The organism is Aliirhizobium smilacinae, from assembly GCF_006335145.1.
In the GTDB taxonomy this organism is placed as follows: Bacteria; Pseudomonadota; Alphaproteobacteria; order Rhizobiales; family Rhizobiaceae; genus Neorhizobium; species Neorhizobium smilacinae.
Genome location: NZ_VDMN01000013.1, coordinates 20,816 through 42,481 on the forward strand (window position 1 = coordinate 20,816; position 21,666 = coordinate 42,481).

21 protein-coding genes are annotated in these 21,666 nt (G+C 58.9%); 15 read left to right on the plus strand and 6 right to left on the minus strand.

Annotated elements, in window-relative coordinates; translation table 11 throughout:
* Positions 1–46: 46 nt before the first annotated feature.
* The 4 genes from grxC to FHP24_RS27970 are packed head-to-tail and all read left to right on the plus strand — an operon-like array spanning position 47 to position 2,179.
* Positions 47–304, plus strand: coding sequence for a glutaredoxin 3 (grxC, locus tag FHP24_RS27955; protein WP_139679525.1), 258 nt, complete (start codon positions 47–49; stop codon positions 302–304).
* 9 nt (positions 305–313) lie between these two features.
* Positions 314–1,183 carry a carbon-nitrogen hydrolase family protein gene (locus FHP24_RS27960; protein WP_139679526.1) on the plus strand — a complete coding sequence of 290 codons (870 nt, stop codon included), beginning with the start codon at positions 314–316 and terminating at the stop codon, positions 1,181–1,183.
* Entirely contained in the window at positions 1,180–1,608 is a 429-nt protein-coding gene (locus FHP24_RS27965) for a DUF1178 family protein (RefSeq protein WP_139679527.1), read from the plus strand. The genes FHP24_RS27960 and FHP24_RS27965 overlap by 4 nt, the downstream gene beginning before the upstream one ends.
* 1 nt (position 1,609) lies before the next feature.
* Positions 1,610–2,179 carry a DUF3291 domain-containing protein gene (locus tag FHP24_RS27970; protein ID WP_139679528.1) on the plus strand — a complete coding sequence of 190 codons (570 nt, stop codon included), beginning with the start codon at positions 1,610–1,612 and terminating at the stop codon, positions 2,177–2,179.
* Positions 2,180–2,203: 24 nt separating this feature from the next.
* Here FHP24_RS27970 and FHP24_RS27975 read toward each other — a convergent pair whose 3' ends face one another.
* From FHP24_RS27975 to FHP24_RS27990, 4 genes are read right to left on the minus strand one after another with little or no spacing between them, the layout of a single operon-like run.
* Positions 2,204–2,503 (minus strand): type II toxin-antitoxin system RelE/ParE family toxin, encoded by a 300-nt coding sequence (locus FHP24_RS27975; protein WP_139679529.1) that lies wholly within the window; start codon positions 2,501–2,503, stop codon positions 2,204–2,206.
* A complete protein-coding gene (locus FHP24_RS27980; RefSeq protein WP_139679530.1) occupies positions 2,500–2,769 on the minus strand; it encodes a type II toxin-antitoxin system ParD family antitoxin in 270 nt (89 codons plus the stop codon). Before FHP24_RS27980 ends, FHP24_RS27975 begins: the two co-directional genes overlap by 4 nt.
* 48 nt (positions 2,770–2,817) lie before the next feature.
* Positions 2,818–3,564, minus strand: a complete 747-nt coding sequence (gene ubiG, locus FHP24_RS27985) for a bifunctional 2-polyprenyl-6-hydroxyphenol methylase/3-demethylubiquinol 3-O-methyltransferase UbiG (RefSeq protein WP_139679531.1) — start codon at positions 3,562–3,564, stop codon at positions 2,818–2,820.
* Positions 3,565–3,616: 52 nt separating this feature from the next.
* Complete coding sequence (locus tag FHP24_RS27990) at positions 3,617–4,015, minus strand: hypothetical protein (protein WP_139679532.1); 399 nt, start codon at positions 4,013–4,015, stop codon at positions 3,617–3,619.
* Between the two features lie 609 nt (positions 4,016–4,624).
* On the opposite strand from FHP24_RS27990, the gene FHP24_RS27995 reads away from it, so the two are divergent.
* The 9 genes from FHP24_RS27995 (at position 4,625) to FHP24_RS28035 (ending at position 14,848) form a co-directional block, all read left to right on the plus strand.
* Positions 4,625–5,497 (plus strand): SH3 domain-containing protein, encoded by an 873-nt coding sequence (locus FHP24_RS27995; protein ID WP_246091977.1) that lies wholly within the window; start codon positions 4,625–4,627, stop codon positions 5,495–5,497.
* Positions 5,498–5,743: 246 nt separating this feature from the next.
* Positions 5,744–7,018, plus strand: a complete 1,275-nt coding sequence (locus FHP24_RS28000) for an aspartate kinase (RefSeq protein WP_139679533.1) — start codon at positions 5,744–5,746, stop codon at positions 7,016–7,018.
* An 83-nt stretch (positions 7,019–7,101) separates the two neighbouring features.
* Complete coding sequence (gene ptsP / locus FHP24_RS28005) at positions 7,102–9,366, plus strand: phosphoenolpyruvate--protein phosphotransferase (RefSeq protein ID WP_139679548.1); 2,265 nt, start codon at positions 7,102–7,104, stop codon at positions 9,364–9,366.
* 156 nt (positions 9,367–9,522) lie between these two features.
* Positions 9,523–10,605, plus strand: coding sequence for a peptide chain release factor 1 (gene prfA, locus FHP24_RS28010; protein WP_139679534.1), 1,083 nt, complete (start codon positions 9,523–9,525; stop codon positions 10,603–10,605).
* Entirely contained in the window at positions 10,602–11,507 is a 906-nt protein-coding gene (prmC, locus tag FHP24_RS28015; protein WP_139679535.1) for a peptide chain release factor N(5)-glutamine methyltransferase, read from the plus strand. The genes prfA and prmC overlap by 4 nt, the downstream gene beginning before the upstream one ends.
* 252 nt (positions 11,508–11,759) lie before the next feature.
* Positions 11,760–12,626 carry a DUF4167 domain-containing protein gene (locus FHP24_RS28020; protein WP_139679536.1) on the plus strand — a complete coding sequence of 289 codons (867 nt, stop codon included), beginning with the start codon at positions 11,760–11,762 and terminating at the stop codon, positions 12,624–12,626.
* A 306-nt stretch (positions 12,627–12,932) separates the two neighbouring features.
* A complete protein-coding gene (locus FHP24_RS28025) occupies positions 12,933–13,898 on the plus strand; it encodes a class 1 fructose-bisphosphatase (protein ID WP_139679537.1) in 966 nt (321 codons plus the stop codon).
* Between the two features lie 224 nt (positions 13,899–14,122).
* Complete coding sequence (locus FHP24_RS28030) at positions 14,123–14,464, plus strand: hypothetical protein (RefSeq protein ID WP_246091978.1); 342 nt, start codon at positions 14,123–14,125, stop codon at positions 14,462–14,464.
* Between the two features lie 168 nt (positions 14,465–14,632).
* Positions 14,633–14,848, plus strand: a complete 216-nt coding sequence (locus tag FHP24_RS28035; RefSeq protein WP_139679538.1) for a hypothetical protein — start codon at positions 14,633–14,635, stop codon at positions 14,846–14,848.
* Positions 14,849–15,050: 202 nt separating this feature from the next.
* Here the strand turns inward: FHP24_RS28035 and FHP24_RS28045 are convergent, their stop codons facing one another.
* Positions 15,051–15,230 carry a hypothetical protein gene (locus FHP24_RS28045; RefSeq protein WP_139679540.1) on the minus strand — a complete coding sequence of 60 codons (180 nt, stop codon included), beginning with the start codon at positions 15,228–15,230 and terminating at the stop codon, positions 15,051–15,053.
* Between the two features lie 328 nt (positions 15,231–15,558).
* On the opposite strand from FHP24_RS28045, the gene clpB reads away from it, so the two are divergent.
* Positions 15,559–18,159: an ATP-dependent chaperone ClpB gene (gene clpB / locus FHP24_RS28050; protein WP_139679541.1), complete on the plus strand. Its 2,601-nt coding sequence runs from the start codon at positions 15,559–15,561 to the stop codon at positions 18,157–18,159.
* Between the two features lie 83 nt (positions 18,160–18,242).
* Complete coding sequence (locus FHP24_RS28055) at positions 18,243–19,151, plus strand: S66 peptidase family protein (RefSeq protein WP_139679542.1); 909 nt, start codon at positions 18,243–18,245, stop codon at positions 19,149–19,151.
* A 5-nt stretch (positions 19,152–19,156) separates the two neighbouring features.
* On the opposite strand, the gene FHP24_RS28060 is transcribed toward FHP24_RS28055, so the two are convergent.
* On the minus strand, positions 19,157–21,091 hold the full coding sequence (locus FHP24_RS28060; RefSeq protein WP_139679543.1) for a M23 family metallopeptidase: 1,935 nt from the start codon (positions 21,089–21,091) through the stop codon (positions 19,157–19,159).
* Between the last annotated feature and the right edge of the window lie 575 nt (positions 21,092–21,666).

Sequence of the window (21,666 nt, forward strand, 5' to 3'; positions counted from 1 at the left end):
AGACATGACAGAATGGCCCGACGATCGTCGGTGCCCGGAGATTATCATGACAGATGTTACTATCTATACCCGCGAATATTGCGGTTATTGCTCGCGTGCCAAAGCGCTGCTTCAATCCAAGGGCGTCGCGTTCGTCGAGCACGATGCAACCTATAGCCAGGAACTTCGCGCCGAGATGATTGCCAAGTCGAATGGTCGTTCGACCTTTCCGCAGATCTTCATCGATGGCGAACATGTGGGCGGCTGCGACGATCTTCATGCGCTCGATCGTGACGGCAAGCTGGACACGATGCTCAAGCAATAGGTCGATCCGATGGTTGTGAAAGTCGCTGCAGTTCAGATGCGGTCCGGCGTTGATCCGGTCAGGAACGCCGAGGACATGTCCCGGCTGGTCCGGGATGCGGCGGCCCGTGGGGCGACCTATGTCCAGACGCCGGAAATGACCGGCATGCTGCAGCGGGACCGCAAGGCCGCCCGCGAGGTTCTGCGTGGCGAGACCGACGACCTGATCGTCGCGACAGCGCGCGGACTGGCCGCGGAACTCGGCATCTTTCTGCATATCGGCTCGACCGCGATTGCCCGGGACGACGGCAAGATCGCCAATCGCGGCTTTCTTTTTGCGCCCGTTGGTACGCAGATCTGTACCTACGACAAGATCCACATGTTCGATGTCGATCTCGACAATGGCGAAAGCTGGCGGGAAAGCTCGGCTTATGAGCCGGGAAACGTATCGAGAGTTGTCGATCTGCCCTTTGCAAAGCTTGGTCTGGCGATCTGTTACGACCTGCGGTTTCCGCAATTGTTCCGTGCCCAGGCGATGGCCGGGGCGAATATCCTGACGGTGCCGGCCTCGTTCACGAAACAGACGGGCGAGGCGCATTGGGAGATCCTGCTGCGGGCACGGGCGATCGAAAATGGTGCGTTCCTGATTGCGGCGGCTCAAGGCGGCGTGCATGAGGACGGCCGTGAGACCTATGGGAACTCGATGATTGTCGATCCCTGGGGCAAGATCCTTGCAAGGGCCGGAGATGACGGCGAAGAGGTGTTGGTCGCCGAGATCGATCCCGACGCAGTAGGGGCTGCCCGCAAAAAAATCCCCAACCTGAAAAACGCACGTGAGTTCGTGCTGGAAGACATTGCCGGCCGGGACGCTGATCCGGGCGCTGGCGGAGTAGCTGCGTGATTAAATATTCCCTGTGCTGTGACAACGCACATACATTCGAAGGCTGGTTTTCCGAGAGCGCCGATTTCGACCGGCAGGTGGAAAGCGGTTTCCTGACCTGTCCGATCTGCAATTCGGGTTCGATTTCCAAGTCGCTGATGGCGCCGTCGGTTTCTACCGCACGGAAGAAAGAAGCCAAGAAGCAGATGGCGATGGATCTCGTCCGACAGGAAGCGATGGTGAAGCTGAGGGAAGCGGTTGCCAATATCCGCGCCAATTCCGAGGATGTCGGCGAAAAGTTTCCCGAAGAGGCGCGCAAGATCCATTATGGCGAGGCGGATGCCCGCGGGATCATCGGCCAGGCAAGCATGGACGAGGTGCGTGATCTGCTCGACGAGGGGATCGACGTGGCGCCTTTGCCCAACCTGACGGACGATACGAATTGAGATGAGCGGCGCGGCGAAACTGGCGATCTACAATTTCGGCCTTTTCGTTGCTCCCTATGACAGTCCCGAGGTTGAAGGTTTTCGGTTGCGGGAACCATCCAATTTTCTTGCCGCCGAGACTGCTCAGGGGTTTATCGGACGCTCCGGTTACGATGGAGAGCCGGGGCCTGAAAGCTGGGTGCAACAGGTCTTTCCCCGTTTCATCGAGGGAAGCGGATTTGATACCGCGCCATCCTCGCTGTCTCTATGGGCCGATCTCGAATCGTTGATGGCATTTTCCTATTCCGGCGTTCATGCCGACGCGCTGAAACATGCCCGGCGCTGGCAGGTAGAAAGGCGATGGCCCGCTCTCGTCTTGTGGTGGACGAAGGGCCGCCCCGATTGGGCCGATGCCGTCAGGCGTTTCGAGCAATTGCACGACCAGGGGCCGGGGCCGACTGCGTTCCATTTCAAAGATCCCTACGGACCGGACGGCGAACGGATATCTATCGACCGTGCCCGCGAACTGGCCGCGCTCAATGCCGAAAGACACAGGGATTTTTTGGCCCATGTGCTTTCGGTGAAAGTTTAGCATAGGGGGCGGGGAGGGGGACGGTCAGTCGTCTGGGAAAAGGATTTTCAAATAATCCTGCGCGCCGTGGAAAATGCGCAAGACTTCGATACGGTTAGCGCGAACCTCGTAAAGAATGAGATACCGGCCATGAGGCCGCTTCCGTATCTCCCGATCCAGGCGTTGTGCGAGCCTTTCAAACGCATAAGGTGCATCCGAAAGTGCAAAGCACTTTTCGTAAAGTTCTTCCACGAAGCTGTCGGAGCGGGTCGGGCTGGATTTTGCGATATATTCGCCGATGATTACAAGGTCTTCTATCGCCTCGCGTGCGATGATGACTTTCATCGGGCTTTTGGCGTTAGGCCAAGTCTGGCACGGACCTCTGTAAAAGCTTCGTCGAGTGGGAGGTAGCGTCCAGCCTCAATGTCATCGATGCCCTTCTGCAACTCGGCATCGAGCTGACGTCTGGCGATATCGTGCTCCCGCCGTTCACGGATCAAATCTTCGACATAGTCGCTGGGCGAACCGAATGATCCGCGCTCGACCTCAGAGCGAACGAAATCCTCTATCTCAGGTTCGAGCGTGACCGTGATTTTCAGGCCTTCCGACATGGTGGTTCCTCACTGTTGCAGGAACTTTATCACGATGGGAACGGGAAATCACGCCTCCCGCTTGGCGAGCAGCATGTAGTTCACGTCCATGTCGGGCGACAGGTTCCAGCGATCCTGCAAGGGATTGAAGAAGACGCCGGTGCGGTGGATGATGTGCAGGCCGGAGGCTTCGAGCGGGCGCTCGATCTCTTCGGGGCGCACCAGCTTTTCGTATTGATGGGTGCCGCGCGGGAGCCAGCGCAGGACGTTTTCGGCAGCGAAGATCGCCAGCGCGCGGGCCTTCAGGGTGCGGTTGATGGTGGCCATGAACATCAGGCCGCCGGGGCGGACCATGCCGGCACAGGTGGTGAGAAAAAGGTTCACATCGGCCACGTGTTCGACGACTTCCATGTTGAGAACGACGTCGAAGGTTTCGCCGGCCGCAGCCAGATCTTCTGCAGTCACCGCGCGATAATCGACGGGGACGCCGCTTTCCTTCGCATGGGCCGAGGCGATGCCGATATTCTTTTCCGAGGGATCGGCACCGATGACGGTGGCGCCCATGCGGGCAACGGGTTCCGACAAAAGGCCGCCGCCGCAGCCGATATCGAGAATGCGCAGGCCTTCAAGCGGCCGATGCGCCTTTGGGTCGCGGTCGAAATTCTGGCAGATGCGCTCGCGGATGTAAGAGAGACGAACGGGATTGAACTTGTGAAGCGGGCGGAATTTTCCGGTCGGGCTCCACCATTCGGCAGCCATTTTCGAAAACCATTCGACCTGATCCTTGTCGACTGTCGTCCGGGCTGCTTCCGTCATCTTTTCGATCCTTCGCGTTTGGATGCTGAAGTCGGACGTTGTGCGAAAGAAGTCAAGTGTGCCGCGCGTTCCTGTGCTGGTTGCGTATGCCGTTCTGGATGAGGTGCAGGAATTCCCAAGGCTTGCGGTGCTTCAATTCCCCGTTTCGCAGATCTGTCAGTTTTTCCGATACGCCCCGGACGGATGCATAATAATCTGCTGTGGCATTGGACATGCACATGGGAAGACCGGCGCAGGCCGTACCGCTCAGCCCGATCTCCTTATGCGCGCGGATCACACCTTTTTGGTGGGCGGAGGGCTGCATGGGACCTTCGCAGAACTGATGCCGGCGGCACATCCTGTAACGGCAATGGCGGCTGCGTATGTTTGTGAGCGTTGCCGCAAGGCGCCACGCTTCTTCATGGGTTTCTGCACGGCGTTTCTCGTATTCGGAAAAATCTTGGCCTTTCATCGGTGATCTCCCTGTTGTCGGTTTGCGGGAAGCACAGTCATCCCTTGGTGACTGAGCGTTTTCAGTTTCGGCCGGGACACGTCGGGTGCCTCGAATTGAATTTTTATAAATGACACTCGGCGTGTCCCGTTCGGTGTGTTTTTCCGCGCAACTCCGGTCCGTCTGCAGCGGCCTGGACGCTTGAGCCCTTGCGGGCTGCCTGACCGGTTTGTGTGCGACACACGCACGCCTTGTTCAGGGGCAGACCATTTTCTGCGCAGCCCCGCATGTCCCGCCTGCATAAGGGCGGTCCACACGATCACCGGCTCCACTTCGCCGGTTACGCGGACCGGTGTAGCCGAAGCGGAACGGGATGATTTTAGGCACGGGGTGGGGACGCGGGGATGGAAGCTGGCCGATTTTTCCTTAAGTGGTTGAATTTGATGATCTCAACCGGTTCGAACGTCCCGCTTTTGCGGTAATTGCGAGGGTGAACGAATGCCCACCGTGTTATTCATGAGCTATTCAGGCGAATGCTGGAACAATCAGGGCCAGTCGACATTTTATGGCAATAAAAACGCGATGCGAAAACAATGTCTCGCTTCGTAAAAGTCCTCAGGAGGAAATCCCTTGAACAAGTTCTTGATGAGTGCTGCCGCCTTCTGCACGCTCCTCGTGGCGCCATCTATCGCTGACGCAGCGGTTCGCGGTACTGCCACTGCGAACGTCAACATGCGATCCGGCCCCAGCACCGGTTATCCGGCCGTCACCGTCATCCCCTATGGCGCGCCGGTGACGATCTATGGCTGCATGAGTTCGGTAAACTGGTGCGACGTTAACTTTGACGGCGGGCGCGGCTGGGTATCCGGCAATTACGTGCAGGCATCCTACCGATCGAACCGGGTTTATGTCGCACCGGATTATTATGGTGGCCTCGGCATCCCGTCGGTGACGTTCGATGTCGATCGTTACTGGGGCAGCTATTACCGCGACCGGAATTTCTATCGCGAGCGTGACCGCTGGCGCGATTATAACTGGCGTGCCGAGCGGCCATTGCCGCCTCCGCCGCGCTGGGACGATGGTCGCCGTCCGCCACCACCTGGCGGCTGGGATCGCAATCGCGATCGCGACAGATGGGACCAGAGCCGGGACCGTGATCGGGACCGTTGGGATCGCGACAGAGACCGTGACCGCGAAGCCCGAGATCGGGACAGAGATCGCGACCGTCCGCGCTTTGACAACAATGACCGGCGTCCTTCGCCGCCTCCTGGTTGGGATCGTGACGACCGGCGTGACCGGGATCGCGACAGAGATCGTGACCGCAGCAGGGAACGTGACAGAGATCGCGACCGTCCGCAGCGCGAAGAGCAGCGGCCACCACGGGCCGAGCGTCCGCAACGTGAGGAACAGCGCCCGCCCCGTGCCGAACGGCCGCAGCGCGAAGAGCAGCAGCAACGTCAGCAACGCAACCAGAACTGCGTCATTGGTCCGAACTGCAACTGATGACGTCGAACTTGATCGAGGAGGGGCCGCGCAAGTGGCCCCTTTTCCGTTTTGCCTTCTGGTTATGGTGAAACCTGCCCTCCACTTTTATGACAGGCGTACTGTTTGCCACTGTTCCGGCCATTGCGTGGCTGCGCCCTTTTCGCTATGAGACGCCAACTCGAAGTCCAGGCTGTGGCCGGGATATTCTGCGGTAGCAAATAGACGCCCCGGCATGGCCGAGGGCGAGTTGGTGGTTTTCGTCGTATGGCTCGCATCGTCATGAAGTTCGGCGGCACGTCCGTCGCCAATCTCGAACGCATTCACAATGTCGCACGCCATGTGAAACGTGAAGTCGATGCCGGGCACGAAGTTGCCGTCGTCGTCTCCGCCATGTCCGGCAAGACCAACGAACTGGTCGGCTGGGTGCAGGACATGCCGAAAGTCGCGGGCGCCAATTCACCGTTCTACGATGCGCGCGAATATGATGCGGTCGTGGCATCCGGCGAACAGGTGACGTCCGGCATCCTGGCGATCGCGCTGCAGTCAATGGGCATCAATGCCCGCTCCTGGCAGGGTTGGCAGATCCCGATCCGTACCGACAGCGCCCATGGCGCGGCGCGTATCCAGGAGATCGACGGGTCCGACATCATCAAGCGGATGGGCGAGGGCCAGGTGGCCGTGGTTGCCGGTTTCCAGGGCATCGGTCCGGATAACCGGATCGCGACCCTCGGTCGCGGCGGTTCCGATACGTCCGCCGTTGCCATTGCCGCAGCCGTCAAGGCTGATCGCTGCGACATCTATACGGATGTGGACGGTGTCTATACGACCGACCCGCGCATCGTGCCGGCAGCGCGCCGGATGAAGAAGGTGTCTTTCGAGGAAATGCTCGAAATGGCCTCGCTTGGTTCGAAGGTGCTGCAGGTGCGCTCTGTCGAGCTGGCCATGGTCCACAAGGTCCGCACCTTCGTGCGCTCCAGTTTCGAAGATCCCGATGCGCCGGGCATGGGAGACTTCTTGAACCCGCCCGGTACTTTGATTTGCGACGAGGAAGAGATCGTGGAACAGGAAGTCGTCACCGGCATCGCTTACGCCAAGGATGAAGCGCAGATTTCGTTGCGCCGTCTCTCCGACCGCCCGGGCGTTTCTGCCGCCATATTCGGCCCGCTGGCCGAAGCCCATATCAATGTCGACATGATCGTCCAGAATATTTCAGAGGACGGATCGAAGACCGACATGACCTTCACCGTGCCTTCGGGCGACGTGCAGAAGGCGATGAAGGTTCTCGAGGACAACAAGGCGAAGATCGGTTTCGACGTCGTGCAGACCGAATCAGGCCTGGCGAAAGTGTCGGTGATCGGTATCGGCATGCGCAGCCATGCGGGCGTCGCCGCCCACGCATTTCAGGCACTTGCCGAAAAAACGATCAACATCAAGGCAATCACCACGTCCGAAATCAAGATTTCCATCCTGATCGACGGCGCCTATTCGGAACTTGCAGTTCGGACTTTGCATTCCGCTTACGGGCTGGATAAGAATTGATCGTAAGCCGGTTTGCCGCGTCCTGATTTGCAGGGCGCGGCCACTTCCGGATTGTAAGAGCTAATTCGGGAGCAGTGATGCCGATGAGAGACCTGTCGGCAGGTCCGCGCGTTCTGTTAAAGCGTCTGCGCGAACTGATGGCCGAGCCATTGGAACCGCAGGAACGCCTCGACCGGATCGTGCGCCAGATCGCCAGCAACATGGTGGCGGAGGTCTGCTCCGTCTACGTGCTGCGTTCGGACGGCGTGCTGGAACTCTATGCGACGGAAGGCCTCAACAAGGAGGCCGTGCATACGTCGCAATTGCAGATGGGGCAGGGCCTCGTCGGCACGATCGCCGCATCCGCGCAGCCGCTCAATCTTTCCGATGCACAATCGCATCCCGCCTTCCGCTACCTGCCGGAGACGGGCGAAGAAATCTATCATTCCTTCCTCGGTGTGCCGATCCTGAGGGCCGGGCGCACGCTCGGGGTCTTGGTCGTTCAGAACAAGGCAAGCCGGAACTATCGCGAGGACGAGGTCGAGGCGCTCGAAACCACCGCGATGGTGATCGCCGAGATGATCGCCACCGGCGATCTCAAGAAGATCACGGCACCCGGGCTGGAACTCGATCTCACCCGTGCGGTGACGATCCAGGGCAATGGTTATAATGAGGGTATCGGGCTCGGCCATGTGGTGCTGCACGAGCACCGCATCGTCGTCACCAATCTCCTGAACGAGGATTCGGACAAGGAACTGGTCCGGCTCGGCGAAGCGCTCGGCTCGCTGCGGATCTCGATCGACGACATGCTGTCGCGCCGCGACGTGGCGCAGGAGGGGGAGCATCGCGAGGTGCTCGAGACCTACCGTATGTTTGCCCATGACCAGGGCTGGGTTCGCCGCATGGAAGAGGCGATCCATAACGGCCTGACCGCCGAAGCGGCGGTCGAAAAGGTGCAGAGCGACACCAAGGCGCGGATGATGCGCATGACGGATTCGTATCTGCGCGAGCGGATGCATGATTTCGACGACCTCGCCAACCGGCTACTGCGCCAGCTGACCGGGTTTTCGGGCCGCAGCATGGACGAGTTGCCGTCCGATTCTATCGTGCTGGCTCGTGCAATGGGTGCGGCGGAACTGCTTGATTATCCGCGGGCCAACCTGCGTGGCCTCGTTCTGGAAGATGGCGCGGTGACCAGCCACGTGGTGATCGTTGCACGGGCCATGGGCATCCCGGTGGTTGGACAGGCGGTAGGGCTTGTGGCGCTTGCCGAAAACGGCGACGCGATCATCATCGATGGCGACGACGGTCAGGTGCATGTTCGGCCGATGTCGGACCTGCAGAATGCCTATGAAGAAAAGGTTCGCCTTCGCGCCAAGCGCCAGGAACAGTTCCGGGCGCTCAGATCCGTAGAGCCTCTGACCCGGGACGGCCGGCATATCAGTCTCAACATGAATGCCGGTCTGCTCGTGGACCTGCCGCAGCTGGCGGAATCGGGAGCGCTCGGCATCGGGCTTTTCCGCACCGAGCTGCAGTTCATGATTGCCTCCACCATGCCGAAGCTGGAAGAGCAGGAATCCTTCTATCGCGGTGTTATCAAGCAGGCGGCCGGGCGTCCGGTGACGTTCCGCACGCTCGATATCGGCGGCGACAAGGTGGTCTCCTATTTCCGCGCGCAGGAAGAGGAAAACCCGGCGCTTGGATGGCGGGCGATCCGTCTGGCGCTGGACCGGCCGGGGCTGCTGCGCACGCAGCTGCGTGCTTTGCTGCGGGCGTCTGCCGGCACCGAGCTGCGGATGATGGTGCCGATGGTGACCGAGGTTTCGGAAATCCGGGCGGTGCGCGATCTGCTGCAGAAGGAAGTGCAGTATCTTTCGAAATTCGGCCATACCTTGCCGCGCAAGCTGCAGTTCGGGGCGATGCTGGAAGTGCCGTCGCTGATGTGGCAGCTCGACGAGCTGATGGCCGAGGTCGATTTCGTTTCGGTCGGGTCGAACGATCTGTTCCAGTTCTCTATGGCGGCCGACCGCGGCAATGCGCGGGTTTCGGAGCGGTTCGACAATCTCGGCAAGCCATTCCTGCGCATCCTGCGCGATATCGCGCGGGCTGGCGAACGCAACCGGACGCTGGTGACGCTCTGTGGAGAGATGGCCGGCAAGCCGCTGTCTGCTATGGCGCTGATCGGCGTCGGGTTCCGCTCGGTCTCGATGGCCGCGACCTCGATCGGGCCGGTCAAGGCGATGCTGCTGGCGCTCGATGCCGGGCAGCTGGAAGCCGAGCTGAATGCAGCGCTGGACGATATCCGGTCGCAGGAGCCGATCCGGGATCTGCTTTTGCGGTTTGCGCAAACGAATAACATTCCGCTTTAGTGATTGAATGGTGGCCAGTGGTCGAGCTATGAGCTTTGACCGTCATCCTCGGGCAATGGATCAAGTCCTATGTCCCGAGGATCTATCCACGCTGATAGGTAGCAGATCCTCGGCACAAGGCCGAGGATGACGAGCGGCATATTTGGAGTTCTATAATTGGCGAAGCTTCCTGTCGAAAAGATGCGCGAGCTGGAACGCCGGTTCGGCGAGATCGAGGCGCGTATGTCGGAAGGTCCCGCTGCCGACGTCTATGTGAAACTCGCATCGGAATATTCCGAACTGCAGCCGGTGGTGGGCAAGATCCGCGAATATGAAAAGACCGTCGCCGAGGTGGCGGACCTGAGGGCGATGCTGTCCGAAAAGGGCATCGACCGCGAGATGCGCGAGCTTGCCGAAATGGAGCTGCCGGATGCGGAAGAGCGCATCGAGGCGTTGGAAAAGGACATGCAGGTGCTGCTCTTGCCGAAGGATGCGGCCGACGAAAAGAGCGCCATCCTGGAAATCCGGGCAGGCACCGGGGGCAACGAGGCGGCGCTTTTTGCCGGCGACCTGTTTCGCATGTACGAACGTTATGCCAGCGCGCATGGATGGAAGGTCGAAGTGCTTTCCGCCAGCGAAGGCGAGGCGGGTGGATATCGCGAAATCATCGCGACAGTTTCCGGCCGAGGCGTATTCTCCAAGCTGAAATTCGAGAGCGGCGTTCATCGCGTGCAGCGCGTGCCGGATACAGAAACGCAGGGGCGCATCCACACGTCGGCGGCAACCGTGGCGGTTCTGCCGGAAGCGGAAGAGATAGACATCGAGATCCGCCCGGACGATATCCGTATCGACACGATGCGCGCATCCGGCGCCGGCGGCCAGCACGTCAACACGACCGACTCTGCGGTGCGCATTACCCACCTGCCGACGGGGCTTATCGTCACCAGTTCGGAAAAGTCGCAGCACCAGAACCGCGCCAAGGCGATGCAGGTTCTGCGTTCGCGTCTTTATGACATGGAACGCCAGAAGGCCGATAGCGAACGGTCTGCCGACCGCAAGAGCCAGGTCGGGTCCGGCGACCGGTCGGAACGTATCCGCACCTACAACTTTCCGCAGGGCCGTGTGACCGACCACCGTATCAACCTGACGCTTTACAAGCTTGACCGGATGATGATGGGCGAAATCGACGAAGTGGTCGATGCGCTGATCGCCGATTACCAGGCCGGTCAGCTGGCGCAGCTGGGCGAGCAACAGGGATGACGACATTAGGCGAAGCCGTAGCCGATGCGAGAGCCCGGTTTTCGGCGGCCGGTTTTTCCGATGCGGCGATCGAGGCGCGGATCCTGATCGGCGGATTGCTGCAGCTTTCAGCCACGGAAATATTCGTTGGCGGCGATCGCATGCTCGATACCGCGGCGGTGGCCCGAATAGAGGATGCCGTTGCGCGCCGCTTGAAACGGGAGCCTGTGCATCGCATATTGGGTAGACGAGAATTCCACGGGCTGGATTTCCTGCTTTCTCAGGAAACGCTGGAACCGAGACCCGATACGGAAGTTCTGGTCGACAGCATTCTCGATCATGCCCGTCAAGCGAGCGACAGAAAATTTCGCATTCTCGATCTCGGAACCGGTACCGGCGCAATTCTTCTGGCATTGCTGGACGCTCTGCCATCGGCGATCGGCACGGCAAGCGATATTTCCGCCGATGCGTTGAATACGGCGGCGGAGAATGCAAGGCAGCTTGGTCTCGATCAACGGTTTACGGCAGTGCAAAGCCACTGGTTTGACAAAATTGACGGGTGTTTCGACATAATCGTGTCAAATCCTCCCTATATACGTAGCGATGTCATCCCCGCTCTGGACCCCGAAGTCCGCGACTTCGATCCTGTTGCAGCATTGGACGGTGGGCCTGACGGGTTATCCGCTTATCGCGAGATCGCAAACCGCGCCGACGGCTTCCTTCAGCCTGACGGTTGCATAGGGGTTGAGATCGGTTTCGATCAGAGACAAGCGGTAACCGAGCTATTCGAAGCCGCAGGTTTCAAGTTGATACAGGCACAGCGAGATTATGGCGACAATGATCGCGTATTGATATTTGCCAAGCCTGTGTTTGATGTTGCGAAGCAAAAGAAAAAGCTTGGAATTACAAATGAAGCGCGATAGCTTGAGCTTACGCATCGGGGCAGCTGGGAATGAACAGCGATTCGTTCGGGTTACGGGTCAATCCTTAATTCTGCTTTTTTCGAAGGGCCGACAAGGTTGAGCACTCCCGGTGCGTGAATCAGGTAATTTGACTTTGAAAGCGGCAGGCCGCGTTGGTCGACCTGCGCGTAACACGCGAAGTCTTGTACCGGCTTTTGACCGGCGAGCCGCGTGGCCCCTTATCAGCGAAGACAGAGAGTTGGTGAACGATAAATGAGGCCAGGACAGCAGAACAAGCGTGGTCGAGGGCGTGGTAACAACAATAACGGCGGCGGCAGCAGCAACGGTGGTGGTGGTAACAACAACTTCCAGCGCAAGGGTGGAAACCCGCTCAGCCGGACCTATGACAGTTCCGGACCGGATGTAAAAATCCGCGGCACTGCCCAGCATATCGCAGAAAAGTATTCAAATCTCGCCCGCGATGCCCAGAGTTCGGGCGACCGCGTGATTGCAGAGAACTACTTGCAGCATGCCGAGCATTACTATCGCATTATCGCGGCCGCGCAGGCCCAGATGCAGGACCGCTTCCAGAGCCAGGATCGCGCCGACTATCAGGATCGTGACGGCAATTCGATCGATCAGGACGATATGGACGGCGGCGATGGCGACGATCTCGGTTACGCGCCGCAGCCCGTCTTCGAAGAGCAGCAGCCACAACCGCAGCCGCAGCGCCGCGAGCAGCCGCCCCAGGGACAGGATCAGCAGCCGCGCGAAAACCGACGCGACCGCGAACCGCGCCGTGACCGGCGTCCAGATCGCCCGGAACGTGCCGAGCGTCCCGTCGAACCGAAGGCAGAGCAGAAGCCTGAGCCAAAGGTAGAGCAGAAGATCGTGGCGGCACCTCAGGTGACCGAGGCAGCCGAGATTTCCGCCCCCGTAGTTGACGGTTCAGGTCCGCAGCCGGTGATCGACGGTACCCCGGCCGAAGTGGCTGTCGAGGAAGCAGCTCAGGCAGAGGCGGCCCCTCGTCGTCGTCGCGCCGCTGCTACCCGTCCTCGCCGCCAGCCCCGCAAGACTGCGGAAGGTGCGGAAGGCGATGATGCTGCTCCGGCACTCGTTACCGAGGAAGCCGGCGAATAAGCCAGGTTACGATCGCGAATAATAGAAAATCCGGCCATCGGCCGGATTTTTTTCGTTTGGGACCGGAATTTTGTCTATGGCGCAAAATGTCCGCATCGAAACGATTGAATGCCGCCTTTTGCCAAGAAACCGCGGCGTGCGTTTAAAAATTCCCTAGGTGTCTAATTTTTCAAACGATTATAATGCTTTACCGCAGTGCGGAAATTCGTTGCGTTGTCGCAAAATTCCGCTCTAGATAGATTTTTAGGCGGTATCCGACCGCAATTTTTGATCATTCCACCCGATAGATCTGCTGGGAGCGATTTCATGACGACATTCGAAACCTACCTTGACGCCCGCAACGGCACTGTGCTGGACGACGATCTTGTGGTCGTTCTTCGCAACATTGCCGAGGCTACACGGCAGATTTCGGACAAGCTCAGAACATCGTCACTGGATGGCCTGACCGGCTCCACCGAAGTGACGAATGTGCAAGGCGAGACGCAGAAGCCGCTCGACATCCTGTCGAACGACATCATGCTGGAAGCCTGCCGCCGGTCTGCCTCGGTTTCCTTCGCGGTATCGGAAGAACTCGATACGGAAGTCGCCATCCATGCAGACGGCAAATATGCGGTCATTTTCGATCCGCTGGACGGGTCTTCCAATCTCGACGTCAACGTCACGGTGGGCACGATCTTCTCGGTGATCAGGGCGACGACGGCCGATGACATCCTGAAGAGCGGACGCGGTCAGCTGATTGCCGGTTATGCCGCCTATGGGCCGCAGACGGGTCTGGTGCTGACGATCGGCCAGGGCGTGCAGATGTTCACGCTGAACGACGAAGGCGTTTACATGCTGACCAATGCCGATGCGAAGATCGTGCCGGAAGCCAAGGAATTCGCCATCAACGCCGCACGCCGTTCTTCCTGGGACGATGCGGTCGCTGCCTATATCGAAGATGCGATCGACAATGGCCACAACATGCGCTGGGTCGGTTCGATGGTCGCCGATACGCACCGCATCTTCAATCGTGGCGGCGTGTTTCTCTATCCGGCCGACCGCAACAAGCCGGCATCCGGCGGTCGTCTTCGGCTGCTCTACGAGGCAAACCCGATCGGTCTTCTGGTGGAAGCTGCCGGCGGAGCGGCAATCATCGGCACGACGACGATCCTCGACATCGAGCCAACCTCGCTACATCAGCGCGTACCTGTGATTTTCGGCTCCAAGACCGAAGTGGACAAGATCAGTGCTGCCTATCAGGAACGTGTTCTGGGAGCTGCTGCGGCGGAGTAACCGGGCCGAGCGCGTTTAGACTTATCCAGTCCGGGGCATCACCAATGCTCCGGATTTTTTTCAGACGACACATAAGGCTGTTCCGCGCAGCAGCGAACGAATAGCGGCGAAAAATTACAAAAAAAACGAAGTTGCGTTGAGCTTTGATAATTATGGGTACTTATTGGTACTCAAAATTAACGGATGGCCTGAATAATTGTCCCGGTTCAGTTCGGAGAATTATCATGATCAGTTCAATATCCAGTTCGACGACATCCACCATCCTGTCATCGTCGACTACCAGCACCAGCACGTCTTCCATCGAGAAACAAATCACCGCGAAGCAAGCCGAACTCGAGGCAGAGGAAGACGAGGAAAAGAAAACCGAAATCCAGGCCGAGATCGACGCGCTCGAAAAGCAGCTGCAAGCGGCGCAACAGTCCGGCAGTTCATCCGAAAAATCTTCAGGGGAGAGCAATCGGGCCGCCAGCGGTTCATCTGAGAAATTCTCAGGGGAGAGCAGCCGGATCGGTACCGGGAATTTCGATGAGACGACGGAATTCGGAGACCGCGTTCTTTACGTCTGAAACCTGACTACTTACGACGCATTCTAGGTTAAAAGACGCGGCGACCACGCCTCTACCGCTCGTGTCCCGAACAATATCGGCTCTCACTACGGTAATATCTACCAATGGCATCTATTCGAATCGATCTTTTGATGTTTATTTCCCAGGAGTACATTTGAGATCGAATAGATGCTTTACGCGATCAGGTATTTTCTTGTCTGGCCTGTCTCGATAACCAGAAAAACAACCGATTGGTTGCCTGCGGTATTCTTTCGCAAGCGGCGCCTTGTCAGCGGCGAATATGCGGCCGGATGCCTGATGATGCGCTTTGTAGACGGAAAACCTATCTATCGGGCAATGACCATCGAGGAAGAGCAGGATTTCAGGGAAGAGACATCCATCTGACTTCCAGAGCATTTCCGCCTTTCTTCGAAACGCGAAACGGCTCTATCTCTTCGTTTAAGCGCAAAACCGGTGCCCACTTTTGCTGGAATTGCTGTAGCTGCGTGATCGCAGAGGGCGGCAGGATGATCGCAACGGGCAGGAAAAGCGTTTTGCCCTCAGGCAACAGAACCAGGCCGGGCGTTTGCGCCGGCCTGGTGAAGGTTCAAAACAAGGTGCGAGCACTTTCGCATTCGTCGCGGGCCTCATCGAATTCATCGACATGAGCCTCGGCGAAAGCCTGGAAATCGGGATCGCGAATATCCGCTATAGCCTGCGGCATGCCGTGGTCCATTATCAGGTTCTTGAATATTCCAATAAGTTGGGTGTTCTTGTCTTCCGACATGGGATTAACCTCTGATGCTACAACGAAGCTCACCCCCGAAAGCCTCGGCTAACGAGATAGGTGTGCGCCTGCTGCGACAAAATGGCCAATCACGAGTTTCTGATTGGCCGATCACGGTCTGCTGATCTGAACCGGTGAAACGCGGCCTCGATCCGGCCTGTTTAGACAAGCGCCAAATCCTTCATCATGCTTCTTTAAAATCGGAAAAAACGCTCCCATATCTTGGGGGAAGCCGGAGTATCCGGTGGGGCTTGCCTCATGGAGGGAGCTCAATCTCAATCATCGGCCTGTGCCTTTTGAAGGGCGGGGCGATTTCAGGAGGTACGACATGAATATCGAGAAATATTCCGAACGGGTGCGCGGTTTTCTGCAGTCGGCCCAAACCCAGGCGCTTTCCGCCGGCCACCAGCAGTTCACGCCGGAGCATCTCTTGAAGGTGCTGCTTGACGATGACCAGGGCATGGCGTCGTCGCTGATCGACCGCGCCGGCGGCAATGCCAAGGACGCGCGGATCGCCAATGATGCGGCGCTTGCAAAATTGCCGAAGGTTTCCGGCGGCAATGGCGAAATCTATCTTTCACAGCCGCTGGCCAAGGTGTTTTCCACCGCGGAAGAAGCCGCCAAGAAGGCCGGTGACTCGTTCGTTACCGTCGAGCGGCTGTTGCTTGCGCTTTTGATCGAGAGTTCCGCTTCGACTTCGGCAACGCTGAAGAAGGCGGGCATCACCGCGCAGGGGCTCAATCAGGTGATCAACGATATCCGCAAGGGCCGCACCGCTGACAGTGCCAATGCGGAACAAGGCTTCGAGGCGCTGAAGAAATATGCCCGCGACCTGACGGCGGATGCGCGTGACGGCAAGCTCGACCCGGTGATCGGTCGCGACGACGAAATCCGCCGCACGATCCAGGTCCTGTCGCGCCGCACCAAGAACAACCCGGTGCTGATCGGTGAACCCGGCGTCGGCAAGACGGCGATCGCCGAAGGTCTGGCACTGCGCATCATCAATGGTGACGTGCCGGAAAGCCTGAAAGACAAGCAGTTGATGGCGCTCGACATGGGTGCCCTGATTGCGGGTGCGAAATATCGCGGCGAATTCGAGGAGCGGCTGAAGAGCGTGCTCAACGAGGTGCAGTCGGAAAACGGCAATATCATCCTGTTCATCGACGAGATGCACACGCTGGTCGGTGCCGGCAAGTCGGATGGCGCGATGGATGCGTCCAACCTGCTGAAGCCGGCGCTTGCCCGCGGCGAGCTGCATTGCGTCGGCGCGACGACGCTCGACGAATATCGCAAGCATGTGGAAAAGGATCCCGCACTTGCCCGTCGTTTCCAGCCCGTCATGGTGGAAGAGCCGACGGTCGAGGACACGATCTCGATCCTGCGCGGTCTGAAGGAGAAATACGAGCAGCACCACAAGGTGCGGATCTCGGATTCGGCGCTTGTCGCCGCCGCTACGCTGTCGAACCGCTATATTACCGACCGGTTTCTGCCGGACAAGGCGATCGACCTGATGGACGAGGCCGCTTCGCGCCTTCGCATGCAGGTGGATTCGAAGCCCGAAGAGCTGGACGAACTCGATCGCCGCATCATGCAGCTGAAGATCGAGCGCGAAGCGTTGAAGAAGGAAACCGATACGGCTTCCGCCGACCGGTTGCAGCGTCTGGAAACCGAAGTCACGTCTCTGGAAGAAGAGGCCGATGCGCTGACGGCCCGCTGGCAGGCGGAAAAGCAGAAGCTCGGCCTTGCCGCAGACCTGAAGAAGCAGCTCGACGATGCCCGCAACGAGTTGGCCGCCGCCCAGCGAAAGGGCGAGTTCCAACGCGCCGGCGAATTGACCTATGGCGTCATTCCGGATCTGGAAAAGCGGCTGGTCGATGCCGAAGCACAGGATACGTCCGCCAACAGCATGGTGCAGGAGGTGGTCAACCCCGATGCGATCGCGCATGTGGTTTCCCGCTGGACCGGTATTCCGGTCGACAAGATGCTGGAAGGCGAACGCGACAAGCTGCTGCGGATGGAAGACGAGCTGGCGAAGTCCGTCATCGGCCAGGGTGATGCGGTTCAGGCGGTCTCAAGGGCGGTGCGCCGTTCGCGCGCTGGCTTGCAGGATCCGAACCGGCCGATCGGCTCGTTCATCTTCCTCGGCCCGACGGGTGTGGGCAAGACGGAGCTGACCAAGTCTCTGGCGCGCTTCCTGTTCGACGACGAGACCGCGATGGTGCGCCTCGACATGTCGGAATACATGGAGAAGCACTCCGTCTCGCGGTTGATCGGCGCCCCTCCGGGTTATGTCGGTTACGAGGAAGGCGGCGCTTTGACCGAGGCGGTCAGGCGCAAGCCCTACCAGATCGTGCTGTTCGACGAGATCGAGAAGGCGCATCCGGATGTCTTCAACGTTCTTCTGCAGGTGCTCGATGACGGGCGTCTGACGGACGGGCAGGGACGCACGGTCGACTTCAAGAACACGATGATCATCATGACCTCCAATCTCGGGGCCGAATATCTGACCGCGCTTCGCGAAGACGAGGATTCGGACAGTGTGCGCGAGCAGGTGATGAGTGTCGTGCGTGCGTCGTTCCGGCCGGAATTCCTGAACCGCGTCGACGAGATCATCCTGTTCCACCGCCTGAAGCGGAACGAGATGGGCGCAATCGTCGATATCCAGCTGCAGCGTCTGCTGAAGCTGCTCGCCGATCGTAAGGTCGAACTGGAACTCGACGGCGATGCCCGCGAATGGCTGGCCGAGAAGGGGTACGACCCGGTCTATGGTGCTCGGCCGCTGAAGCGGGTGATCCAGAAGTTCGTGCAGGATCCGCTCGCCGAGCAGATTCTCGGCGGCCAGATCCCGGACGGTTCCACCGTCAAGGTGACGTCGGGTTCGGATCGGCTGCTGTTCCGGATCAAGGGCAGCATGAGCGAAGCCGCTTAAACTACCGATTATCCGGGCCGCCCTTCGGGGCGGCCCTTTTTTATTAGATGTAATCGACCGTTAAGCGAACGGCATGGGGCGAGATGCAACCGCTTTTTCCCGCAAAGCTCAAACGGGGCGACAAGATCCGGTTTGTCTCACCGGCGAGTACGCCGGACAAAGCCTCCGCTCTGAAGCGTGCGGATGATTTGGGCCGCCTGGGTTTTGACGTCGATTTCGGCAGGCATGCCTTCGATGAGATCGACTTTTATGCCGGCACTCACGACGAACGACTGGCTGATCTGAATGAAGCCTTTCGCGATCCGGATGTGAGAGCCGTTTTTGCCACGCGTGGTGGCCGGGGTTCCTATCGGATCGCAGACAGGCTCGATTTTTCTGCGGTTTTGCGCGACCCGAAACCGCTTCTGGGATTCAGCGATATTACTGCGTTGCACATGATGCTGATGCGCCAATGCGCCCTGGTGGGCGTGCATGGCGCTCTCTATGGCGATGGCAACGGTGCCCTTGAGCCTGAAAATCTCGATATTCTCCTCAGCGTCCTGATGCAGACAGGAGAGTTTTCGTTTAAATCCCGCCAGGAGGAGGCAAGTTCGAAGCTGACGACATCGGGCATGGCCAAAGGGAAACTTATCGGCGGCAATCTCGAAACGCTGTCCACGATGATCGGCTGGGGGCTTCCCGATCTGAACGGAGCGATCCTGTTGATCGAAGCCGTGGACTGCATGCCAGGTCTGACCGATCGGGTCCTAACCCTGCTGATCAAATCCGGCTGCCTCAATGGAATTGTCGGGATTGCGGTCGGTCAGTTTACACTGCGCAACAGAGAGAAAACCGAGGCGATCATCGATATCGTCGGCGATCATATCAGCACACTCGGCGTACCTATACTCGGAGGGCTTCCTTTCGGGCATGGGTCAGGCGCGCTGACAACGCCAATCGGAAGCGCGGCGATATTGGACGCCGACGCCGGTACGCTCGCAGTCAGCTATTAAACGAGTTACTTGCTCGCAACCTCGTTCGACGCCTGCGTGTTCAGCAGGGTATCGATGCGTTTGCGCTCGTCCTCGAAACGGGCAAGCGCCTTGCCTTCGAGCGATTTGCCGCCCGGAAGCCGTACCTTCATTGCATCGACCTTGGTTCCATTGACGATCAGCTCGTAGTGGAGGTGGGCGCCGGTCGATTGGCCGGTGGAGCCAACATAACCGATGACCTGACCCTGGGTTACTTTCGCGCCTTCGCGCACACCGCGGGCAATCGCGCTCTGGTGGTTATAAGAGGAAACATAACCGTTTGCATGGCGGATCAGGGTCTGGTTGCCGTAGCCGCCCGAGTCCCAGCCGGCCTTTTCGACAATGCCGTTGCCGGTAGCGATAATCGGGGTTCCGCGGGGTGCGGCCCAATCGGTGCCGGTATGCATCAGCGCGCGTCCGAGGATCGGGTGGCTGCGCATGCCGAAGCCCGACGTCATGCGGGCGTTCGGAACGGGGCTGCGCAGCAGGAATTGCCTTATGCTGCGGCCGTCCTGATCGAAATAGTCGATCGAGTTGTCTTCGTCGGCATTCTGGAACCGATAGAAGCGGGTGTCGGTATCGCCGAAATGGGCGTTGACATAAAGAAGTTCGGAATCCTTTGAGGCCTGGCCCTTGCTGTCGGTCACCGAGAAGAAGGCTTCGATCTTGTCGGTCGAGCGCAGCTGCGCCTGCAGATCGACATTGCTCGCCAGCAGTTTGACGAGGAGAGCGGTCATATCGGTGCTCATGCCATAGGACAGGGCCGCGCGATAAATCCCGTCATAGACACTGGGCAGATCACGGCCTGCCATGATCTGGGCCGGCTGGTCACTGAATGCCGATGCGACGGCATCGAGCATTGCGGGCTCATCGGCATCGACAAAATGGCTGTGATCATCAAGTCCGACCGTGACGCGGTGTTGACCGTGCTGATAGAGGCTAGCCCGGACGACCATGACCATCTGGCCTTCCTGGATCACGCCGATACGGATGACGTCGCCGGGGCCGAGTTTGTCGCTGCCCAATCGTGTCTGCAGATATCCGGAAATCTCTTGCGCCTTGCTTTCCGGATATCCGACCTGGGTCATCGCCTCGGCGATCGACATCGGCCGGCGAACGGGAATGATGTCGTCGGCATATTCGCGGGTATGAGGCGTAATCGGCTCCGGCGCCGTCACCGACATGTTCTCTTCGACAACGCGGGCGGTCAGGCCCGGGGTCAGGTCCACATCCTCATTGGTGGAGAAACGCTGAGGGTCTACATAATAGAGAGCGGAAAGCTGGGCGTCGCCCGCCGTCAGCACCGAGCCGTTCGAACGGACGTTTTCTTCGACTTCCTCGAGCGTCATCGGGGCGGCATAAGAATAGCTGCTGCCGGAGGTCGGGAAAGCGACCGTCTGCAGGCTGACTTCGGATTCGACATTCGAACCATAGATCAGGCCGGTGCGGCTGGCTGGCGGAGGAGGTGCTTCGCTCGAGGCGAAGATCGCCAGTGGATCGAATTTTGGATAGGTTTCCGGAGCGACGTGATCGGCGGCGAGATTCATCTTCACATGGGCGAAGGGCCGCCGGCGCACGAGCTCGCGATTGCCTTCGTGGACGACGGTCGACACTTCCATGATCTTGCGATCGGTCGGCATGGCGACGATCTTGCCGCCCAGCAGCCGTTTTCCGCGCTGGACTGAATCATTGTCGTGGTCGGGAATGGCGGCGGAGGCTTCTGCCGGGATGGCGAGCTGCTGGCGGCCATCGAGTGCCGCGAAAAGGGCGACGCCCATAAGAACGGAAGAGGTGATGCCGGTGAGGAAGGTGCCGGAGAGCCAGCGGACCGAAATCTCCCGCTTGTCCGGCGCCCGACGACCATCTGCGAGGATGGGCGGTTCGTTGCCGAGCGATCGGAGGGTGTTGCGGGCCGTGTTCATGCCGTCTTAGCCAGTCCCTATATACTCGTTATTGCCATAGACAGTTTATGCTGCCCGCAGGACCTTGGGCCAAACATGTGCCCTTTTCCTCGAAATGAGTCAAATCTTCAGGCCACTTGTCTGTCCGAGGCGAAACGCAGTCCGACACATGTCCGGGCCACGGCTTTGCTCATTCCATGGGATTGTGAATTTGTCGGGGCGGTTTCAAGGCGAAGCGCCGCCATCCAGACAATTCGAGCACTCTATATAGAGGTGTCGAGGCTAAAAGCCGTCCGGATTTGATGGAATTCGCAAAAATCGCAATTAAATCATATGCTTGTCATTTTTCTGTAAAATATCGAATCCTGCCTGTTGACGTTTTTGGGTGAGTGGGACTATAACCCGGTCACTGACGAGGGCGGCGGCGCTGCTAGCGACGATGACCTTCGTTCTAAAGAAAACCACAAAGAGATTGGCGGAAGCTGATTGAGACCGGGCTTCCGGTTTGGTCTCGAGAGAGTAACGTTGTTTTGGTTTTTGAGACGGTTTTTGGCCTTTTTGGTTTGGGATCGTCGGTTATTTGACAATTGAATATG

Excerpts from the sequence above, each read along its gene's own strand:
- grxC (WP_139679525.1), top strand. The coding sequence starts at position 47 with ATGACAGATGTTACTATCTATACCCGCGAATATTGCGGTTATTGCTCG.
- FHP24_RS27960 (WP_139679526.1), top strand. The coding sequence starts at position 314 with ATGGTTGTGAAAGTCGCTGCAGTTCAGATGCGGTCCGGCGTTGATCCG.
- FHP24_RS27970 (WP_139679528.1), top strand. The coding sequence starts at position 1,610 with ATGAGCGGCGCGGCGAAACTGGCGATCTACAATTTCGGCCTTTTCGTT.
- FHP24_RS27975 (WP_139679529.1), bottom strand. The coding sequence starts at position 2,503 with ATGAAAGTCATCATCGCACGCGAGGCGATAGAAGACCTTGTAATCATC.
- FHP24_RS27980 (WP_139679530.1), bottom strand. The coding sequence starts at position 2,769 with ATGTCGGAAGGCCTGAAAATCACGGTCACGCTCGAACCTGAGATAGAG.
- ubiG (WP_139679531.1), bottom strand. The coding sequence starts at position 3,564 with ATGACGGAAGCAGCCCGGACGACAGTCGACAAGGATCAGGTCGAATGG.
- FHP24_RS27990 (WP_139679532.1), bottom strand. The coding sequence starts at position 4,015 with ATGAAAGGCCAAGATTTTTCCGAATACGAGAAACGCCGTGCAGAAACC.
- FHP24_RS28000 (WP_139679533.1), top strand. The coding sequence starts at position 5,744 with ATGGCTCGCATCGTCATGAAGTTCGGCGGCACGTCCGTCGCCAATCTC.
- ptsP (WP_139679548.1), top strand. The coding sequence starts at position 7,102 with ATGAGAGACCTGTCGGCAGGTCCGCGCGTTCTGTTAAAGCGTCTGCGC.
- prmC (WP_139679535.1), top strand. The coding sequence starts at position 10,602 with ATGACGACATTAGGCGAAGCCGTAGCCGATGCGAGAGCCCGGTTTTCG.
- FHP24_RS28020 (WP_139679536.1), top strand. The coding sequence starts at position 11,760 with ATGAGGCCAGGACAGCAGAACAAGCGTGGTCGAGGGCGTGGTAACAAC.
- FHP24_RS28025 (WP_139679537.1), top strand. The coding sequence starts at position 12,933 with ATGACGACATTCGAAACCTACCTTGACGCCCGCAACGGCACTGTGCTG.
- FHP24_RS28030 (WP_246091978.1), top strand. The coding sequence starts at position 14,123 with ATGATCAGTTCAATATCCAGTTCGACGACATCCACCATCCTGTCATCG.
- FHP24_RS28035 (WP_139679538.1), top strand. The coding sequence starts at position 14,633 with ATGCTTTACGCGATCAGGTATTTTCTTGTCTGGCCTGTCTCGATAACC.
- FHP24_RS28045 (WP_139679540.1), bottom strand. The coding sequence starts at position 15,230 with ATGTCGGAAGACAAGAACACCCAACTTATTGGAATATTCAAGAACCTG.
- clpB (WP_139679541.1), top strand. The coding sequence starts at position 15,559 with ATGAATATCGAGAAATATTCCGAACGGGTGCGCGGTTTTCTGCAGTCG.
- FHP24_RS28055 (WP_139679542.1), top strand. The coding sequence starts at position 18,243 with ATGCAACCGCTTTTTCCCGCAAAGCTCAAACGGGGCGACAAGATCCGG.
- FHP24_RS28060 (WP_139679543.1), bottom strand. The coding sequence starts at position 21,091 with ATGAACACGGCCCGCAACACCCTCCGATCGCTCGGCAACGAACCGCCC.